At 40.9% G+C, this 15,923-nt stretch carries 17 protein-coding genes; 12 read left to right on the top strand and 5 right to left on the bottom strand.

Features of this window, described 5'->3' with window-relative positions; genetic code table 11:
* Window positions 1-5: 5 nt before the first annotated feature.
* On the bottom strand, window positions 6-1,163 hold the full coding sequence (locus J4E76_RS09175; RefSeq protein ID WP_208503361.1) for an SAM-dependent methyltransferase: 1,158 nt from the start codon (window positions 1,161-1,163) through the stop codon (window positions 6-8).
* Window positions 1,164-1,372: 209 nt separating this feature from the next.
* On the opposite strand from J4E76_RS09175, the gene J4E76_RS09170 reads away from it, so the two are divergent.
* From J4E76_RS09170 to J4E76_RS09155, 4 genes are all read left to right on the top strand, one after another.
* Window positions 1,373-2,422, top strand: a complete 1,050-nt coding sequence (locus J4E76_RS09170) for a PD40 domain-containing protein (protein WP_208503360.1) — start codon at window positions 1,373-1,375, stop codon at window positions 2,420-2,422.
* Between the two features lie 320 nt (window positions 2,423-2,742).
* Window positions 2,743-3,456, top strand: a complete 714-nt coding sequence (locus tag J4E76_RS09165; RefSeq protein WP_208503357.1) for a hypothetical protein — start codon at window positions 2,743-2,745, stop codon at window positions 3,454-3,456.
* 81 nt (window positions 3,457-3,537) lie between these two features.
* Entirely contained in the window at window positions 3,538-4,080 is a 543-nt protein-coding gene (locus tag J4E76_RS09160; protein ID WP_208503355.1) for an RNA polymerase sigma factor, read from the top strand.
* Window positions 4,070-5,254: a hypothetical protein gene (locus J4E76_RS09155; protein ID WP_208503353.1), complete on the top strand. Its 1,185-nt coding sequence runs from the start codon at window positions 4,070-4,072 to the stop codon at window positions 5,252-5,254. Before J4E76_RS09160 ends, J4E76_RS09155 begins: the two co-directional genes overlap by 11 nt.
* On the opposite strand, the gene J4E76_RS09150 is transcribed toward J4E76_RS09155, so the two are convergent.
* Window positions 5,251-5,922, bottom strand: coding sequence for a pyridoxamine 5'-phosphate oxidase family protein (locus tag J4E76_RS09150; RefSeq protein ID WP_208503351.1), 672 nt, complete (start codon window positions 5,920-5,922; stop codon window positions 5,251-5,253). The two genes, J4E76_RS09155 and J4E76_RS09150, sit on opposite strands and share 4 nt — an antisense overlap.
* Before the next feature lie 80 nt (window positions 5,923-6,002).
* Here J4E76_RS09150 and J4E76_RS09145 point away from each other — a divergent pair, with 80 nt between their 5' ends.
* From J4E76_RS09145 to J4E76_RS09120, 6 genes are all read left to right on the top strand, one after another.
* The gene (locus J4E76_RS09145; protein ID WP_208503350.1) at window positions 6,003-7,478 is read left to right on the top strand and encodes a PLP-dependent aminotransferase family protein; all 1,476 of its coding nucleotides are present in this window, start codon (window positions 6,003-6,005) and stop codon (window positions 7,476-7,478) included.
* A gap of 99 nt (window positions 7,479-7,577) precedes the next feature.
* A complete protein-coding gene (locus J4E76_RS09140) occupies window positions 7,578-7,922 on the top strand; it encodes a YciI family protein (RefSeq protein WP_208503348.1) in 345 nt (114 codons plus the stop codon).
* 117 nt (window positions 7,923-8,039) lie between these two features.
* Complete coding sequence (locus J4E76_RS09135) at window positions 8,040-9,293, top strand: RNA polymerase sigma factor (protein WP_208503346.1); 1,254 nt, start codon at window positions 8,040-8,042, stop codon at window positions 9,291-9,293.
* A gap of 70 nt (window positions 9,294-9,363) precedes the next feature.
* The gene (locus J4E76_RS09130; protein WP_208503345.1) at window positions 9,364-9,786 is read left to right on the top strand and encodes a response regulator transcription factor; all 423 of its coding nucleotides are present in this window, start codon (window positions 9,364-9,366) and stop codon (window positions 9,784-9,786) included.
* A 100-nt stretch (window positions 9,787-9,886) separates the two neighbouring features.
* Window positions 9,887-10,411 carry a DUF4199 domain-containing protein gene (locus J4E76_RS09125; RefSeq protein WP_208503342.1) on the top strand — a complete coding sequence of 175 codons (525 nt, stop codon included), beginning with the start codon at window positions 9,887-9,889 and terminating at the stop codon, window positions 10,409-10,411.
* A gap of 5 nt (window positions 10,412-10,416) precedes the next feature.
* Window positions 10,417-11,025, top strand: coding sequence for a DUF1684 domain-containing protein (locus J4E76_RS09120; RefSeq protein ID WP_208503340.1), 609 nt, complete (start codon window positions 10,417-10,419; stop codon window positions 11,023-11,025).
* Between the two features lie 2 nt (window positions 11,026-11,027).
* Here J4E76_RS09120 and J4E76_RS09115 read toward each other — a convergent pair whose 3' ends face one another.
* The gene (locus tag J4E76_RS09115) at window positions 11,028-11,780 is read right to left on the bottom strand and encodes a DUF5995 family protein (RefSeq protein WP_208503339.1); all 753 of its coding nucleotides are present in this window, start codon (window positions 11,778-11,780) and stop codon (window positions 11,028-11,030) included.
* 48 nt (window positions 11,781-11,828) lie between these two features.
* Window positions 11,829-12,845, bottom strand: coding sequence for a VWA domain-containing protein (locus J4E76_RS09110; protein WP_208503337.1), 1,017 nt, complete (start codon window positions 12,843-12,845; stop codon window positions 11,829-11,831).
* Between the two features lie 107 nt (window positions 12,846-12,952).
* On the opposite strand from J4E76_RS09110, the gene J4E76_RS09105 reads away from it, so the two are divergent.
* Window positions 12,953-13,354, top strand: a complete 402-nt coding sequence (locus J4E76_RS09105) for an OsmC family protein (RefSeq protein ID WP_208503334.1) — start codon at window positions 12,953-12,955, stop codon at window positions 13,352-13,354.
* On the opposite strand, the gene J4E76_RS09100 is transcribed toward J4E76_RS09105, so the two are convergent.
* A complete protein-coding gene (locus J4E76_RS09100) occupies window positions 13,351-15,573 on the bottom strand; it encodes a DUF5916 domain-containing protein (protein WP_208503332.1) in 2,223 nt (740 codons plus the stop codon). The genes J4E76_RS09105 and J4E76_RS09100 overlap by 4 nt on opposite strands.
* A 111-nt stretch (window positions 15,574-15,684) precedes the next feature.
* Here J4E76_RS09100 and J4E76_RS09095 point away from each other — a divergent pair, with 111 nt between their 5' ends.
* Complete coding sequence (locus J4E76_RS09095; RefSeq protein WP_208503330.1) at window positions 15,685-15,915, top strand: hypothetical protein; 231 nt, start codon at window positions 15,685-15,687, stop codon at window positions 15,913-15,915.
* Window positions 15,916-15,923 lie beyond the last annotated feature (8 nt).

Genomic DNA, 15,923 nt, shown 5'->3' with positions numbered 1-15,923 from the left:
GAGTGTTAAACTAAGCTTTCCAAGTAATGCTGAGGAATACCGAACTGCTTTTTCAATTTGTCGATCTCCCCTAGGTATTTCTGAGGGTCTGTTGCTTGCTTCTTTCTTTGGCCTACAATCATCAGGTTCTTACCCGTGTGCTCTGTAGATATAAATTCAAAAACTTTGGTTTTATAACCATTGGCCTCCATGATCAAAGCTCTGATGGCATCGGTGACTATTTCTGCCTGACGCTCCTTTAAAATGCCATGCTGTAAGAGACTGTCAAGCCCATCGCTTTCGGTCATGGACTTTCTTATTTGCTTATGACAGCACGGTGCGCAAATGATCAACTCTGCATTAGCAGCCATCCCTTTGGCAATGGCATCGTCTGTGGCGGTGTCACAAGCATGGAGCGCAATTAAGATATTGGTCTTGTTGAGTTGATAATCTCCAATGTAACCTAGTTCAAATTGGAGCTTATCAAAACCAACTTCTTTGGCTATGCTGTTACACTTGTCAATCAAATCCTGGCGTACTTCTACACCTGATACCGATGCGTCAAGTTTTAGCTGATTGGTCAAATAGTCGTATAGCGCAAAAGTCAAATAGCCCTTGCCCGAACCCATGTCCACCACCTTGATGGAATCCTTATTAGAAACCATTTCATGGTTTTTTAAAAGACTTTCAATCACCTCTACAAACTTGTTGATTTGCTTGAACTTGTCTCCCTTGTCCTTTAAGACCCTTCCGTTTTTGTCGAGCACTCCTAGAAGTTGAAGGTATTCTACTCCTTGAATCAGATGCCTTTTTTCTTTGTCATGTCCACGATTTGGAGCGGACTTAAAAGTGGCTTCTTTCTGCTTTAATCTCGATTTGGCCCCACTTCTCTCATAGGCATAGTCCGATGCTGTGGTAAAGAGATTCGCTATTTCGAACTTATTATTCAGCAAGTCTTCTATAGTCGATAGACCGTCTTGAACCTGCTGGTTTTTCGTGACATCGTTGGTTTTGTGCCGATAGACAAATGAGAGTTGCGACTGTCTCTTTATGGTCGCCAAAGAGATAATAACTTTCTTAAGCATGTCTTTTGAATCGATCGGTTTACTCAAGGTCAATCTCACAAAAGTATCTTCTTGAATACTAGAGTTTACATGCTGAAGTAATTGGATCTCGTTGGACATAAGGCAAAGATACATTTATGCTTATTATGTGGCGGGCTGATCTGGACAATCTCGGTCCTGTTGAATACAATTGTCGAAAAAGGGTCAAAGGGTTAGCGCCTTAAGGTATCGAATGACAATCATCGTATCTTAAGTATTCATTAATCCAATTCCCTTTGAAGCGTTTTCTAGATCACGTCAGTCTATAAATGAAACAAGACTAATCTATTATGAGAAAGCTGTTAGGAACTCTATTTTTTATTGCAATCGCAATTGTTGTCTCCTGCGACTCTGATTCTGATGATCAACCATTCCAAAAAGAGAGTGATCTCGTTTATGAGCGGAGAGGGGGAATCTTTGGAATGCTGTCGAATGGATCGGATACTGTGAGGATAAGTCCGACTGATGTGAATCTTAAGATCGACATTGATGGCAGCAATCCAATTTCTCCTGATGGCTCAATGCTGATGACCATTGATGATAATAGAGGTTTAGTCTTAGTCAAATTGGATGGCTCTGGAGTTTCAACGCCAGTCAGTTCGGAAGCCTACTATGCGGGCTGGTCTCCAGATGGAAATAAAATACTTTATGTCAAGAAGGTATCTAGTTCGTCACTTTCTGATATATATGTTGTGAACTCAGATGGTACTAACCCTCAAAACATCACGCAGTCTCCGGCTAATTATCGGTCCCCTCGATGGACTAACGATGGTCGAATAGTCTTTACCGTCTCAGCTAGTAATTCGGCCTTTGAGCTTGCCATTATTAATGCAGATGGTAGCGGCCGAAGTAACATTGTAACTGGAATTGAAGCCATATCCGATTTCAGATTATCCAACTCTACAAGCAAGGTAGCGATCAATGGGCAGATGCCGAATTCGAATCAACGAGGTATTTATACGCTCAATCTTGACGGATCATCGCTCACTCTTTTAACTGAAGTGAATTCAAGAAGAATTCATGACTGGTCTCCGGACGATTCTAAGCTACTCTACACTACACAAAATGCGACAGGCGAGTTCTGGAATGTCTTTGTGATAAGTACGGATGGTAGTGGCACACCTGTTAATCTTTCCAATCGGACGGAAACTAGTGACAAAGGATGGAATCCGTCTTGGTCGATTACGGGTTCAGAGGTAGTATTCTCAATAAGAGATTTTTCGAACTTAAGAGGCTATGATATTTATAAAGCCAATGCCGATGGTTCAGGGTTGACTAACCTGACTAACTATTCTGAGCCTATCGGTGGACACTTCAGTGCTTTTTGGTGTCCGTTTTAAATATCACAAGTTAATTTCTAAGGTGCTGAAGCGTTTGGGACAAAATCAAAGTCTATAGAAGTAGAAACCATGTTGAAAGCTTACTGATTAGTCGGATGCCTTAATAATAGTGGTGATGTCCATTGCGGTTATTGGTTGATCAGAGAATGTGATGAAGATGATGGGTCATCGTCTATTTGCAATCTAGATTTTCAATACGCATTTGACTATCATGGATTAAATGTTGATAGATGAAACGCAGCCGCAATAGAAAGAGTATGTTATTAAATCATTTAATGAGACCGCTTTTTCGAATAAAGAACTGCTGTAACCTTGGATATATGAATATAAGAACGATAGCTCTTTTGTTAATACTACCTATTTTTTCGTGCGATAGATTCGCTGAAGATGCACTACCCGTATTGGATGCTCGGTTTGAAATCAATGCCAATGCAACATTCATTATTAATCCTGCGCAAATAATGAATCGCCAAATAGGAGAGGTGAGATTGGTCTCTTCGCCCTCTCAAGGAAGTGTTGAAATAATAGATGGTCAAGCGTTTTTAAAATATACTCCCAGACCAGACTTTTTAGATGGAGAAGACTTGTTTAAGATTTCAGCTACGGATCTAAATGGGTTTGTCAGAGAAGTCAATGTTGTATTGGAGGTTGATCAGAGCGTTTGTATTTACAAATCGGTCTTCGATTATGTTCCAGTAGAACGGAGTAGAAGTGTGACGGTTGATCTTTTTGAGAATGACTCCTTTTGTGGCAATGTGTTGGACGTTCAATCTGCAACAATTGTACAGTCCAACATACCGACAGCAGACTTTACTAATTTAGATTGGATTTCTTTGTCAATAGACCCAAACACGAATCAGGCACTTTTACAGGTAGATGCAGGCTTGGATGTTGGGGTTGTCAAGCTTTTGTATGAGATAGGCGTCAATTTGAAAGCGGGTAATGAGACCTATTTTGAAGGGAGTTTAGCGATTAACCCAAACTCATTTGAACACTATTTTGTAGCCGAAGTGACAGTAGAAGTTATCCGATAGAAGGTAAAATAAATATTAAACAGCTTCCATAGAGTTATGGAAGTAGTCGAGGTCATACCATTGTGTATGACTTACTGATTTATGCAGGATTTAGGCCATTTGATTGACCAATGCATCGCAGGAGAGCAGAAGTCACAGCGTGCGCTTTATGACTACCTAAAAGGTAGGTTGATGGGGATTTGTGTTCGATATCATCTTAATAAAGAGGAAGCTAATGATGTCTTTCATGATGCGATTATTCGGATTTTCAAGAATTTGGAAAAGGCTCGTGAAGTGAGAGATTTTAATGCTTGGGCTTCTAGGGTCGCTATTAATGTTGCCATAGACGCTTATAAAAAGAGAAGGTCTAACATTACCGTGTCTATAGAAGAAAGTGAAGTATGGCAGTTTAGCTCAGAAGAATTAGATGCTGTTTCTAAAATGAGTGCTAGCGAGATAATAGTCTTACTTCAGAAGTTGCCAGAGAGCCAAATGATCACCTTCAATATGTTCATAGATGGTTACTCACACAAGGAGATTGGGGAGAGGCTGGCAATTGCCGAGAGCTCTTCGCGGACCTTATTAACACGGGCAAAGAAGAAAATGATTAGGCTAATCAGCAGAAGGGAGGAAAGTGGAAAATAGCTCAGATCAGAAAGCAAGGAAAGTTTTCAATGATAAATTGAAAGGCTTTGAAGCGCCTGTCGATGGTGCCATGTGGTCTCAGGTTCAATCTCAAATCGGAGCCGTGAGTCCTGTAAGGCGGTTTTGGAAATGGTCGATATTATTGCTCATTCTTCTATTGTCAATTGGTTTTGGATCTGGTTTATTTAATCAAAAAGCAATTGATAGTAATCCAGCGGATGATGTTCAAAAGTCTATCGAACCGAATGAGTTAGTTATAGCCTCGGACACTGTTCAGAAGGAGGTACAAGAATCCATTCAACAAGATGCAATGAGTGCTGAGGGGGATTTGACTCAGCATGAGAGTGTTGTTCTTACTGAGCGTGTTCTGGAAGATGTCTCGAAAAAAGAGGAGGTCAGAGCTCAGGTGGAAAAACCTTTAATCGAACGCTCAACGGACTTCATATCCATGACATCCAATAAAAGCGTCACCTCAATGGTCATGCTTGAACGAATTTCACCATTGTATTCTCCTTTAAAAATTGAGCCGTTTGAGATGATCAATCAGCCTACGGCTGAAGAGGTTAAGACTAAAAAGGGTATTCAACTTAGACCTTTTGGGGCTGTCACTTTCAACTATCTATACTTTCAACCCAATACAAGTGACGATATATTTTTTGATAGTGAGTCTACTGCAAATACCTTCTCCATCAATAGAGTAGGACTGAGACCCGGGTTTGAAGTAACCATCCCAATAAGTGACAGGCTAAGCTTAAAAAATGATGTCTATATGAACCTGAGACAGTTTAGAGTTTCCCTGCGCTATATTGAAAATGCCTCTCAATCGGAGAACATAATTTTTGAACGTTTATCAAAAACCTACTCTCAATTTTCTCTAGGCTTGGTCTCTGGCATTAATTACCAACTAATGACTATTGCTGAAAGACGGGTTGACTTTGACCTTGGGATATCGTTTGAACGATTCTTGAAAAATGAGCTCAGCGATGAGGGCATATTGGGGTCGCCTAATGCTCTGTTTAGTGCCAATATTGGATTATCAGTTTATCCACGACCGGCAAGCAGAAGTTGGATTATACGTCCATTCGGCTTTATTTCTTTGAATAGCCGAGCAGCAGAATATCCGGTGAATATTACGCCATTCGGCTTTGGAATACAATTCTATAAAAATCGCTAATCTTGAGTACTGTGATTCGAAAAAGTGAAATTCTTCACCGATTCAGGGGTGTCAAGACCAGGTTTACAATCAGCGTTTCTGACCACTTTTCCAGGAAGTGTATCTATCTCTAAAACACCAGCCCAAACGTCCAGGTCATGGTCAGCCACCTCATCACTAGCGCCCACGTCTCTCACTTTGGCAGATGCTTCGTCAATGTCTATGGCGACTACCAAGGTACCATTCAGTTCTTTCTCATTTGGGACTCTCGCTTCTGCCCAGCGACCTGGGATTATGTTTTCGGTGATGATTTCCAGTGCCTCCATCTTGGCATCTGAATCTTCAATAAGATGTGCTTTTCCGAATACCGTGACCGAACGATAATTGATGGAATGATGAAATACCGACCGGGCTAAAACCAAACCATCCATGTGACTGACAGTCAGACTTGCTAACTCTTGATCGAGAAGAGAGAGTAACATCCTGTTTTTATTTGATCCGTGGATCAGGATTTGATCTCCCTTTCTACCATAACCAGTTGGAATAACTATCGATGTATTGCCATGGATATAGGGCACATAGCAAATGAAATGTGAATCAAGGATATCGTAAACCAGCTTTTTATCGTAGTGAGCTCTTTTTGGCCCCCTAACGATTTTATTGAGTGATGTCTTAGCAAATTCGGTCATAGTGGTAATCTTATAATCTAAATATCATGTAATATTGGACTAGCATTGTGATCCAGTTTGAGATTATTAAGTAGTCCACTATGATAGCACTGAAAAACCTAATTGAAATTGATCGGTCTGCTGATACCCCAATATATCTGCAGATTAATAATGCCCTCATTCACCTAATTAAGAATGGCATATTGGAAAGCGGCTTAAAACTTCCTGGAAGTCGGAGTCTGGCCATAGATCTAAATATTCATAGAAAGACCGTGGTAGCTGCTTATGACGAACTGATTAGTCAGGGCTGGATTGTTGCATTGCAGTCAAAAGGTACTTTTGTGAGTAATGAATTGCCCGAGGTTAATCCAGGAGGTAATCTTGAAGGAGGTAGATTTTCTAGAAACGCTCCATTTGAGTTCAACGCCATAGAAAGTCTCCACAGGTCTGAGCCAAGCCTGCCTAATGGTTTGACATTAGATGAAGGAACACCAGATATCAGAATCGCACCTGTGACAGAAATCTTTAGGCATTATAGAAGCATTATTTCCAGGAGTTACAATACAAAACACTTGGGTTATGGCTCTTTTTATGGAGATCTCTCGTTGAGAGAGGCACTTGTGAATCATTTACAAGAAACCAGAGGCTTAAGGTGCAGCGTGGATCAAATATTGATTACCAGAGGTAGTCAAATGGCCATGTATCTGTCAAGTCAATTGTTACATCGGAATGGTGGGGTTTCAATCGTTGGTGATACGAATTACATTGCCGCTAATTTGACTCTTGAACATGCTGGAGCTGAGGTTATGACTGTAGCGGTAGACGAAAAAGGGCTTGTGACAAAAGAAGTTGAAATACTATGTGAGCAACACAAAATAACCTCTGTTTATGTGACTTCTCACCATCATCACCCCACCACGGTTACCATGAGTGCTGAAAGGAGAATGCACCTTGTGGAATTGTCGAGAAAGTATGGATTTGCTATTCTGGAAGATGACTACGATTACGACTTTCACTATCAACGAGCACCGCTCTTACCTCTGATTAGCATTGCTTCCAATGGCAATGTCATCTATATGGGCGCATTGTGTAAGATTGTAGCTCCGGCAATTCGAGTAGGATATATGGTAGCTCCGAAAGATTTCATAGAATCTGCGGGCCATTTGAGGCGGGTTATCGACAGGCAGGGAGATGCAGTTATGGAACGAGTGATTGCCCAGATGATATTACATGGAGATTTGCAGAGACATAGTCGAAAAGCTTTGAGGTTATACCACACTAGACGAGATCACTTTTGCACACTACTTTCAGCCGAGCTAGGAGACTATTTGAACTTTGAAGTTCCTGAGGGTGGGATGGCAGTTTGGGCCTTACTAAATAAGAGTCTGAGTTGGACTGAAATAGCAAGAAGTGCTGAGGAGCAAGGCTTGGAAATCCCGAACTATTTAAATTACGATCGAGAAAAATTAGGTCATAATGGAATGCGACTGGGCTTCGCGTCACTTAATTTAGACGAACAAAAGCGAGTTATAGGTATTTTGAAAACATCAATTCTCGAACAAATGGCTAGTTTTTAAAAATAATTTTTGGATTTTGTCCCTATTCAAATCAAGAAGCGTCTTAAGGGTGAATCGCGATTTTTTAAACAGATTTTTTTAATTCAAAACAGAAATAAGATGCAAAAGTATTTATACCTATTTAGAGGAGGTGATGCCAGAATGGCCTCTATGTCTCCAGAAGAAGTTCAAGCGCATATGGCCGAGTGGGGTGTATGGATGCAAGGTTTAGCAGAAAAAGGTCAACTGATAGATGGATTGCCGTTGAAAGCTGAAGGTAAACAAGTTTCTAAAGGAGGTAATGTGGTGACTGACGGGCCTTTTGCTGAAGGTGCTGAAATTGTTGGTGGATATCTAATGATTAACGCCTCATCTTTGGAAGAAGCCACCGAACTGTCCAAAGGATGTCCAATTCTCGATTCAGAGGATGGACACATAGAGGTAAGAGAAATCTCTAATATGTAAGACATATCATCAGAAGAAGTCATAATCACTTGACTTCTTCTGATACTAGTTAGTGATGAATATTCACTAGGTTAGTTACTCTTTGTTTCGACACAGTCAATTGATGACTGATTTTTTATGTCCAATCCAACGGTTAATAATACACTAGATCACTTATTCAGACATGAATATGGTAAGCTGGTATCATTGTTTGTAAACCGATATTCACCGCATCTTATTGATAAGATCGAAGATTCGGTTCAAGAGGCATTATATAAAGCTGCTAAAATATGGTCATATCAGCCAATGCCCGAAAACCCTTCGGCATGGTTGTATCGGGTTGCGAACAATCAATTGATAGATTTCTTAAGAAAAGACAATAAGAATGCTGATTGGGAACATCATGAGGACAGAATCATTGAGAAGGAAACCACAGAGCTTGAATTACCAGAGAAGAAGGTGATAGTAGACGATCAGTTAAGAATGATCTTTGCCTGTTGTCATCCGGCAATGAAGCCAACCGAACAGCTAATGCTGAGCCTTAAGCTACTATGTGGTCTTTCTATCAGGGAGATCGCGCGTGCCTTACTTAAGAACGAAGAGGCAACCAAGAAGGCAATCACTAGAGCCAAGAAAAAATTCAAAGATGAAGTCGGTATGTTAAGTGTACCGAATGATGAGGAAATAACATCGCGACTAGCAGAGGTATTACAAGTAATCTACTTGCTCTTTAATGAAGGTTATAAAGCAACGGAAGGAGCCAAGCTGATAAAAACCGAACTTTGCGAAGAAGCCATCCGCTTGGCTTTTCTACTGACCAACGAGCCAAACTGTGATAAGGGAGAACTGAATGCCCTTATATCTATGATGCTATTTAAAGCAGCACGCTTTCCTGCACGGATGGATGCCGAGGGTAATTTGCTGACGTTGGAACATCAGGATAGAAAACTTTATGATGAGGAGTATATAAAGTGGGGTTGGGACTTTCTCAGACAGTCTTCGAAGTTTGAGAATACTTCAGCTTACCAATTAGAGGCGGCTATCTCTGCCTATTACACAACCGCCAGAACTTATGAAGTCACCAACTGGAAGACTATTCTTGGCTTATACAATTCATTGGTAAAAATCAAGCCAATTCCCGTTGTAAAAATGAGCAGGGTGGTTGTGCTGAGTAAGGTTGAAGGTCCTGCTAAGGCCTTGAAAGTTATGGAATCCATCGAACTGGATATTAAAGGGAATCAATCTTTTCAAGCCCTAAAAGCCGACCTGTATGCAGATTTGGGTAATTGGTCGCTAGCAAGAGTATTCCTTCAAAAAGCAATTACCCAGGCCCAGAATATTGCCGAGCGGAAGTTTCTCGAGAAGAAGCTTCAATCGTGGATTGGCAAGTAAATACATTGGTTCTGGTCAAGAATCTTGCCTCGCTCATATGGATTAAGGTCTAAATTGAATTAATTGCAACATGCTTAAGACCGTCCTCCGATTCGGTTTAATAATCATTGCTTTGCTCGTGCTTTTCCAATTGAGCAATGCCTCTCTATTTGTTCCATCAATTCCTGCGGATGTGGTGATTGGCATCACTGCTGTGATACTCATTGGCTTGGGCATATATCTTGGAGGTAATATGAAGAAGGACAGGGTGGTGGAAGTATCAGCACCAATAAGTATTGACACTGAAAAAATAATAAGTCTGGGTATTAGCGAGAGAGAGCTCGAAGTATTGCAACTCATCTCTGAGGGCCTTTCAAATCAAGAGATTGGTGAGCGACTTTTTATATCCGAAAGCACTATAAAAACACATGTATCGAGCCTTTTCGTTAAGCTAGATGTCAAGCGAAGAACCCAAGCTGTTACACGGGCCAAGGAGTGGAGAGTAATCATTTGACAGGCTCCTACTTTCGTATGATTTCGTAGATTGGTACTTAAGTATGATGTCCATACCTAGACATGTGAGTTGATTTGAGCAAATAAAACAACAATTCGATATGAAAAGGATACTTAAGATTTATTCACCCTATGTATTAGCCATTTTAGTGGGTATTCCAGTACTGTCAGGCCTGATAACTGGTTTTGGGCCAGAATCATTTAGTTCTGGCGAGATTATTGGATACTCTTCAATGATTGTGGCCATGGGCCTAATCTTTTTTGCAATTAGAAATCATAGAGATAAGGTCAATGATGGAGTTATTTCTTTTGGCGAGTCGATGAAAATCGGTTTGTCACTTTCCACTTTAGGCGGACTGGCTTGGGGATTATATAACTTTGTTTTCGTTACCTGGATCATGCCGGATTTCAACGAACAGTATGTTGCCTATGTGGAAGGACTTGAGGTTGGGACACCAGCCTTTCAAGCCAAATATGATGCACTTATGAGTGGCAGTGAAAGCTTTATGTACACCCCGATTGGAGGAACTATATTGATGTTTATGACGGTTTTCTTAATAGGTTTTGTAATTACCGTTATCAGTTCCTTGGTTTTACAATCAAAACAAAAAATGGCCGAGGCTTAACGAAAATGAAGCAATTAAAGGTTTTCTTAATCATGATATTCTTGGTTCTCCTGAGCCCTTTATTGGCTCAGGAGAATACTTTTTTAGATGAGATAGAAAAGTACCGAGAAGAACAGAATGCAGAATTCCTTAACCCTGACAAGTCACCATTGACCCCTGAACAACGAACCGAGTTTACAGGACACTCATTTTTTGAGGCTGATGCGGCCTATCGAGTCAATGCACGATTTGAGCCTACCCCTAATGATAGACCTTTCCCTTTGGGAACTAGCAAGGGCGGAACTCAGCTTTATAAACGAATCGGTATACTGCATTTTGTTCTGAAGGGTGAACCTTATACGCTCGAAGCGTATTTGCAGGTTCAGCGTTTTAGAATACCAAATCAAAAGCCTATCGTTTTTCTTCCTTTAGTTGATGCAACCACTGGAACATCAACCTACGGAGGTGGACGGTATCTTCACTACGAAGGAGTGCCTGAAGGAGAGGAGTGGATTATTGATTTTAATAAGCTTTATAATCCATACTGTGCCTATAGTGATAGATATGAATGTCCTATGGTTCCCGAACCCAATCACCTTCCAATTCCAGTTGAGGCAGGTATCAAAGGAAGTTGAGATTAGGAGATTCCTTCCAACACAGGTGCAATTCGACTTACTTTTTTCCATTCGAAGACCTTGATGAATCTGGCTATGCTCGACAGAAGAATTCCGGGGTTGGCAATGTCACTGCCCAACCATGCTATGGATGCATCACGTTTTTTTAATAGAGACGTCCTTTCATTCACATCTGCGATAGCATAAGAACAGGCAAAGTCCCAAGCACCGTCTCGAGCTAGTTGAATACTAAAGTCTACCAGCCTTTCATCCAGTCGGCCAGCGATTTTGTCCATGACGCCAATAACAGGAGATACCTTATCAATATCTGATTGGACACCATCGACCATGGAAGAGAGGATATCATTGATTTTATAGAAGTCGGCTTTAAGGCTGTCAATATTATCACCAGCGATTTCAGCGGCCGCAATGCCTAAGTCGAGGTTAATGTGTGCATTGATGCCTAGCAACAAGTGTTGTAGAACGATAGGCCAAAACCTATCTTCTTGATTGAAAGAGACAGCCCAGCATGCGCTGGGCTCTTGCCCTTCTTTAAACTGCGTATAGGCTTCTAAATACCGATTAGCGAAAACTACATCGAGTCTTTCCATACGAGGATTGTCTTCAAACTCTTTATTTTCGATAGCCACTTTAATGGCTTTAGTAACTGCTCTATAGAGAATAGGGAAGTAGGCCAGTTTCGATCCTTGATTCACTTCATCAGCCACAATTTGATCTAAAAATGAAATGACTTGGTCTATGGTTTTTGCTTGCATTGTGTGAGTATTCTCTAATGAAAATAGAGAATACTCCTGAGATTGTGACTATTGAAGTGTACAACTTCCATTAAAATCAGACGCATCGAACAAGGTGTTCGCACGACCGACCAATGTGCCTTTGGTGACTTCAATGGTTAATTGATTATTGCCCGACCTTTTTGGTGAGCAGTATTCCAACAAATAGTAGCTATTGGCTCGACCATTGATAAGGTCACCGATCTCTCTAAAACTGTCTAGGAGCTCACCAATATTCGCAGCAGAGACAAAGCTGGTCTTTCCTACTTCTCTCAATACTTGTTCGTCTATTTCACCTCCCAAACCAATGGTGTAAATGGAAATGTCTCTGTCGGCATTAGCAACGGCTCCAAGTGCCTGGCCCTTGGTATTTCTATTGGCTTGATCAGTTCCATCGGTGAAAATCACCAAGGCACTGGAAGCAATTTCATCGAGGTTTCTTGTCTGGGTCAACTTTTGATTAGCAACTTCAAGACCCTGAATTACGGCTCCATATAAATTGGTAGAGTTATCAGAACTCATTTCAGATGATATGTTGTCTATGGCGGCCTTGAGTTCTACAGCGCTTGTTGAAACGCCCTGCAATTGCTTAATGTTCTCTGCGCCATCGAACCACCAAATGTCCATTTTAATGGCTTGTGATGATGGCTCGTCACTGGATGGCACTACTTCGTCAATAAAGCTCTTCGCTGCTTGCTTTAGGCCTGCCAGGTTTTCACTTCCTAAGACACTACCACTTAAATCCAGCATCAATGTAATGTGATAATCAAAGACTTGCTCGTTAGGCTGAATCTTTCGGGTAGCTTCAAACTCGGAGATAACGGCACCATTCTCGTATATGATAAAATCGTCCTCTGTTAAACCGGCAACACCATTGCCAGCGGCATCTTCAACCCGGAAAAAAACGGAGACATTGGATGGTAGATTTATAAACTGATCTTCAATGGTTACCGCTAAGTTGACATTCTCAGCATCATCGCTACCACAGGATGTGGTTAGGCCCAATAGTAAGGCCGAGAGGAATAAAATGAATTTTGATTGTTGCATGGTTCTAAGGTTTTGAGTTCACCGCTAAAACCTTGAAACTTATTTTCATATTGTACGGTTAGCCATTTAATTCGACTAAATTTGAGTCCTGCTTATTTAATGACAATATGAAGACAACTACCACGTTACTAGGAGATTATCAATTCGAATCGGTCAATGAAAATGGCAATGTCGTGCAGATTGATATGCGTGCTCCTGAGGAAAAAGAAGCTCAGTCACCGACCGAATTAGTTTTGTCTGCGCTAGCCGGTTGCGCATCAGTAGATTTGGTACAAATGTTGAAAAAACGCAAACGAACAGTCAATAACTTAACGGTTGAGACTGAAGGTGTTAGAAGAGATGAGCATCCAAGAGGCTTTACTCAAATTTCGTTACATTTTATATTAGATTCTCCAGACGCAACTCAAGCGGAGTTCGAAAAATTAGGACATATGGCTGCAACAAAATACTGTTCTGTTGCAGGTTCTCTAAGTGCCGAGATGGATCACAAATTCACTATCAACCGCTAGAGGTTCAGCCAGTAGGTCATCTTAATTACCAGAGCCCTATTTTTGTTTACAAAGTCATCAGGGAAGTAATTGTCTGTATAGGCTATAAAAATGTCTGAGACAGGTTTAAACCTCCATTGTAGGCGCGAATTGATATTGATGTTATCAATTTGACTGTTGTATTGGATGAATGTAGTCCAGAATAGCGACTTATTGAATGTAATGTCGAATCGAGGGCCGATTAGAAAAATATCGGCATCACCATAAGGATCAGGAAGTCTAATATTATTGTAGTTGAAGTCTAGACTGACGAGTCCATAGGGTTGAAAACGATAATTGATATTTCCACCGAGGCTGTATCGATTGCCATTAAAATACTCTCCGGCACTAGCCCTTAATGTGTAGAAAAAGAACTGTCGTGTGTCTGAATTGTAGCTTGCCTCAAAATTAGTAAATGTGTAATCGGTACCTTCCGGAAGTTCCAGGTTACCTTCACGTGTAGGATCAAAATCGCCAAAGAGGTAGATGAAATTTCTTACAAAACTGGCATTGAACCTTCCTGTGTTTTTTAATTGAGTATCAACGCCCAGTCTAATTTCTGAGTCTGTAGTTCCATTGGCGTCATTTTGGAAGACCTCGTAAGAGACGAGAGGATTAAACTGCTGGAAAGGCCCTTTTTCAGGGTAGAAATTCTTTCTTACCTCCAAACTGGCAAATTCATAACCTCTTCGTCTAGCAAAACCCACTTGAGGGTTGTAATTGTCCCCGACCTTCTGAACTCTACTCTGTACCCTCCAATCTATGGTGGAGTATGCTAAACTAGCAGCAGTAGCATAACTATCATCTAGCCCCTCTTTGTCAAATGATTTATGATAGAAGATTTTTCCATTCCATACATTATCCGAAGATGCCAAGTTATAATCCACACCCACTACTCTGTTGTATTGGTCGAAGTTGGTACCATTTTCATTACGGAAATCCTGTTTGTTGATGAGGATGAAGCCAATGTTTGATCGGCTGAAGACCTTTCTTTGTAATGCCGCAACCGTATAATTGATTTGTGGGAGGTTGATATCTCTTTCCTCATCGGCTTGCATACTGAGCACGCCAATTCTCCAATTGTTATTCAGTTTGCCGCTGAGTCGAGCACCGAAATTTATCTTGTTCTGGATGTTCTGTCCGGTGGATTCGTCTCTTGATACACCAATCCTTCGAGAAAAGAAAGGCCGTAGTCCATCTTGACCAAATTGCCCGAAGAGGTCAGCGTTTTCTAAAAAGAACTGTCTCCGTTCTGGGAAGAATATTTCAAATCGATCGAGGTTTGTTACCTGTCGATCAACTTCAACTTGCGAAAAATCAGGATTGACCGTTAGGTCCAAATTCAGAGCAGGACCTATTCCTAACTTAGCGTCAAACCCGAAATTGCCTGATGATTCTGAGGTCCGAGGCAGCTCATCAGTATCTCCTGTGGGAATATATCCACCACTACCAGACGTATTTGCTGAAACATATGGAATGACAGCGATGTTGGCACCAGGGTTATCCAAAGGCTTATCCCAGATTAGTTGCCCGGTATGTGCCAATGAGTAAAGCACGAAATTTCTTGGTATTGGATTCCAGGTAGATCTTTCACCAGTATTACTATCAATTCGGTATGAATTGATATTCCAAACACTGCTGCCCTCTTTAAACCTGATACTCTTAAATGGTATGGCCATTTCCACCATCCAATAGCCATCATGTTGCGTAGCTTCACCGAACCACTTGTTTTCCCAATCTAGAGATAAGTCGCCACGACTACCGCCACCATTGGAAACTAATCCTTCACGCCTTACACCAAAGGGGTTCATGCCAAACTGAAAGGCATTGGTTTTGTCGTCAAAAGTATCGAAGTGGACAATGAACATATCATTTCCTCCACCGCGAAAATCTCTTCTTAAGGAAGGTGTTACGTATTTGGAAGGTCCCGTATTGTAGAGCTTGGCTCCGATATAGATGAATTTGTCATCATAGCTGAATTTCATCTCAGTAATGGCATTAGCTTTAACACCATCTGTTGGAAAGTTTTGCTGAAAGTCATCAGCCAAGTCGGCATTCTTCCAAGTCAGTTCATCAAGTAAGCCGTCAATCACTATCTCATCTTGTGCTTTCGCAATTTTCACTTGTTTATTGTCTTGTGCCAGTAGGCTGAGACCAGTAAAAGAGATGATGAAAGTTAAAGTAAGACTGAAGTATCGCATTTATATGGCAACAATAAACGTATTTAGAATTTCTGCAAAAAACTATATGTGCTTTGTGACGGACGGTAGTTATGTCTTAAGTCTGCTATATTTCGAAAAAATCTAAGCTCCATGCGTGTCGTCAAAGAAATAACAGGAAAGTCGTGTAAGATTACAGTCTTTTCTTGGAATGGGAAATACTTGATCAAGCTTGAAAGTGGTCCATTTGAGCAAACTTTTAAGGTGAGCGAATTGGATGTAATGGAACCTGAACTCGATGATATTCTAAACGAAACTTTTTTAGGCGAGGCGATTAAAAGATTTGACGAAATGGCACAATCCTTAAGAAGTGCATTGAATTAGAAAATACT

This window comes from Roseivirga sp. E12 (assembly GCF_017592825.1).
Classification (GTDB): domain Bacteria; phylum Bacteroidota; class Bacteroidia; order Cytophagales; family Cyclobacteriaceae; genus Roseivirga.
Note: the sequence above shows the minus strand (reverse complement) of the source record. Positions and strands in the feature narration are given on the sequence as shown.

What these genes read in the sequence shown, in the direction of transcription:
- J4E76_RS09120 (WP_208503340.1), top strand. Translation starts at nt 10,417, where the DNA reads ATGAAGCAATTAAAGGTTTTCTTAATCATGATATTCTTGGTTCTCCTG.
- J4E76_RS09130 (WP_208503345.1), top strand. Translation starts at nt 9,364, where the DNA reads ATGCTTAAGACCGTCCTCCGATTCGGTTTAATAATCATTGCTTTGCTC.
- J4E76_RS09170 (WP_208503360.1), top strand. Translation starts at nt 1,373, where the DNA reads ATGAGAAAGCTGTTAGGAACTCTATTTTTTATTGCAATCGCAATTGTT.
- J4E76_RS09175 (WP_208503361.1), bottom strand. Translation starts at nt 1,163, where the DNA reads ATGTCCAACGAGATCCAATTACTTCAGCATGTAAACTCTAGTATTCAA.
- J4E76_RS09105 (WP_208503334.1), top strand. Translation starts at nt 12,953, where the DNA reads ATGAAGACAACTACCACGTTACTAGGAGATTATCAATTCGAATCGGTC.
- J4E76_RS09115 (WP_208503339.1), bottom strand. Translation starts at nt 11,780, where the DNA reads ATGCAAGCAAAAACCATAGACCAAGTCATTTCATTTTTAGATCAAATT.
- J4E76_RS09160 (WP_208503355.1), top strand. Translation starts at nt 3,538, where the DNA reads ATGCAGGATTTAGGCCATTTGATTGACCAATGCATCGCAGGAGAGCAG.
- J4E76_RS09110 (WP_208503337.1), bottom strand. Translation starts at nt 12,845, where the DNA reads ATGCAACAATCAAAATTCATTTTATTCCTCTCGGCCTTACTATTGGGC.
- J4E76_RS09135 (WP_208503346.1), top strand. Translation starts at nt 8,040, where the DNA reads ATGTCCAATCCAACGGTTAATAATACACTAGATCACTTATTCAGACAT.
- J4E76_RS09095 (WP_208503330.1), top strand. Translation starts at nt 15,685, where the DNA reads ATGCGTGTCGTCAAAGAAATAACAGGAAAGTCGTGTAAGATTACAGTC.
- J4E76_RS09145 (WP_208503350.1), top strand. Translation starts at nt 6,003, where the DNA reads ATGATAGCACTGAAAAACCTAATTGAAATTGATCGGTCTGCTGATACC.
- J4E76_RS09100 (WP_208503332.1), bottom strand. Translation starts at nt 15,573, where the DNA reads ATGCGATACTTCAGTCTTACTTTAACTTTCATCATCTCTTTTACTGGT.
- J4E76_RS09165 (WP_208503357.1), top strand. Translation starts at nt 2,743, where the DNA reads ATGAATATAAGAACGATAGCTCTTTTGTTAATACTACCTATTTTTTCG.
- J4E76_RS09140 (WP_208503348.1), top strand. Translation starts at nt 7,578, where the DNA reads ATGCAAAAGTATTTATACCTATTTAGAGGAGGTGATGCCAGAATGGCC.
- J4E76_RS09125 (WP_208503342.1), top strand. Translation starts at nt 9,887, where the DNA reads ATGAAAAGGATACTTAAGATTTATTCACCCTATGTATTAGCCATTTTA.
- J4E76_RS09150 (WP_208503351.1), bottom strand. Translation starts at nt 5,922, where the DNA reads ATGACCGAATTTGCTAAGACATCACTCAATAAAATCGTTAGGGGGCCA.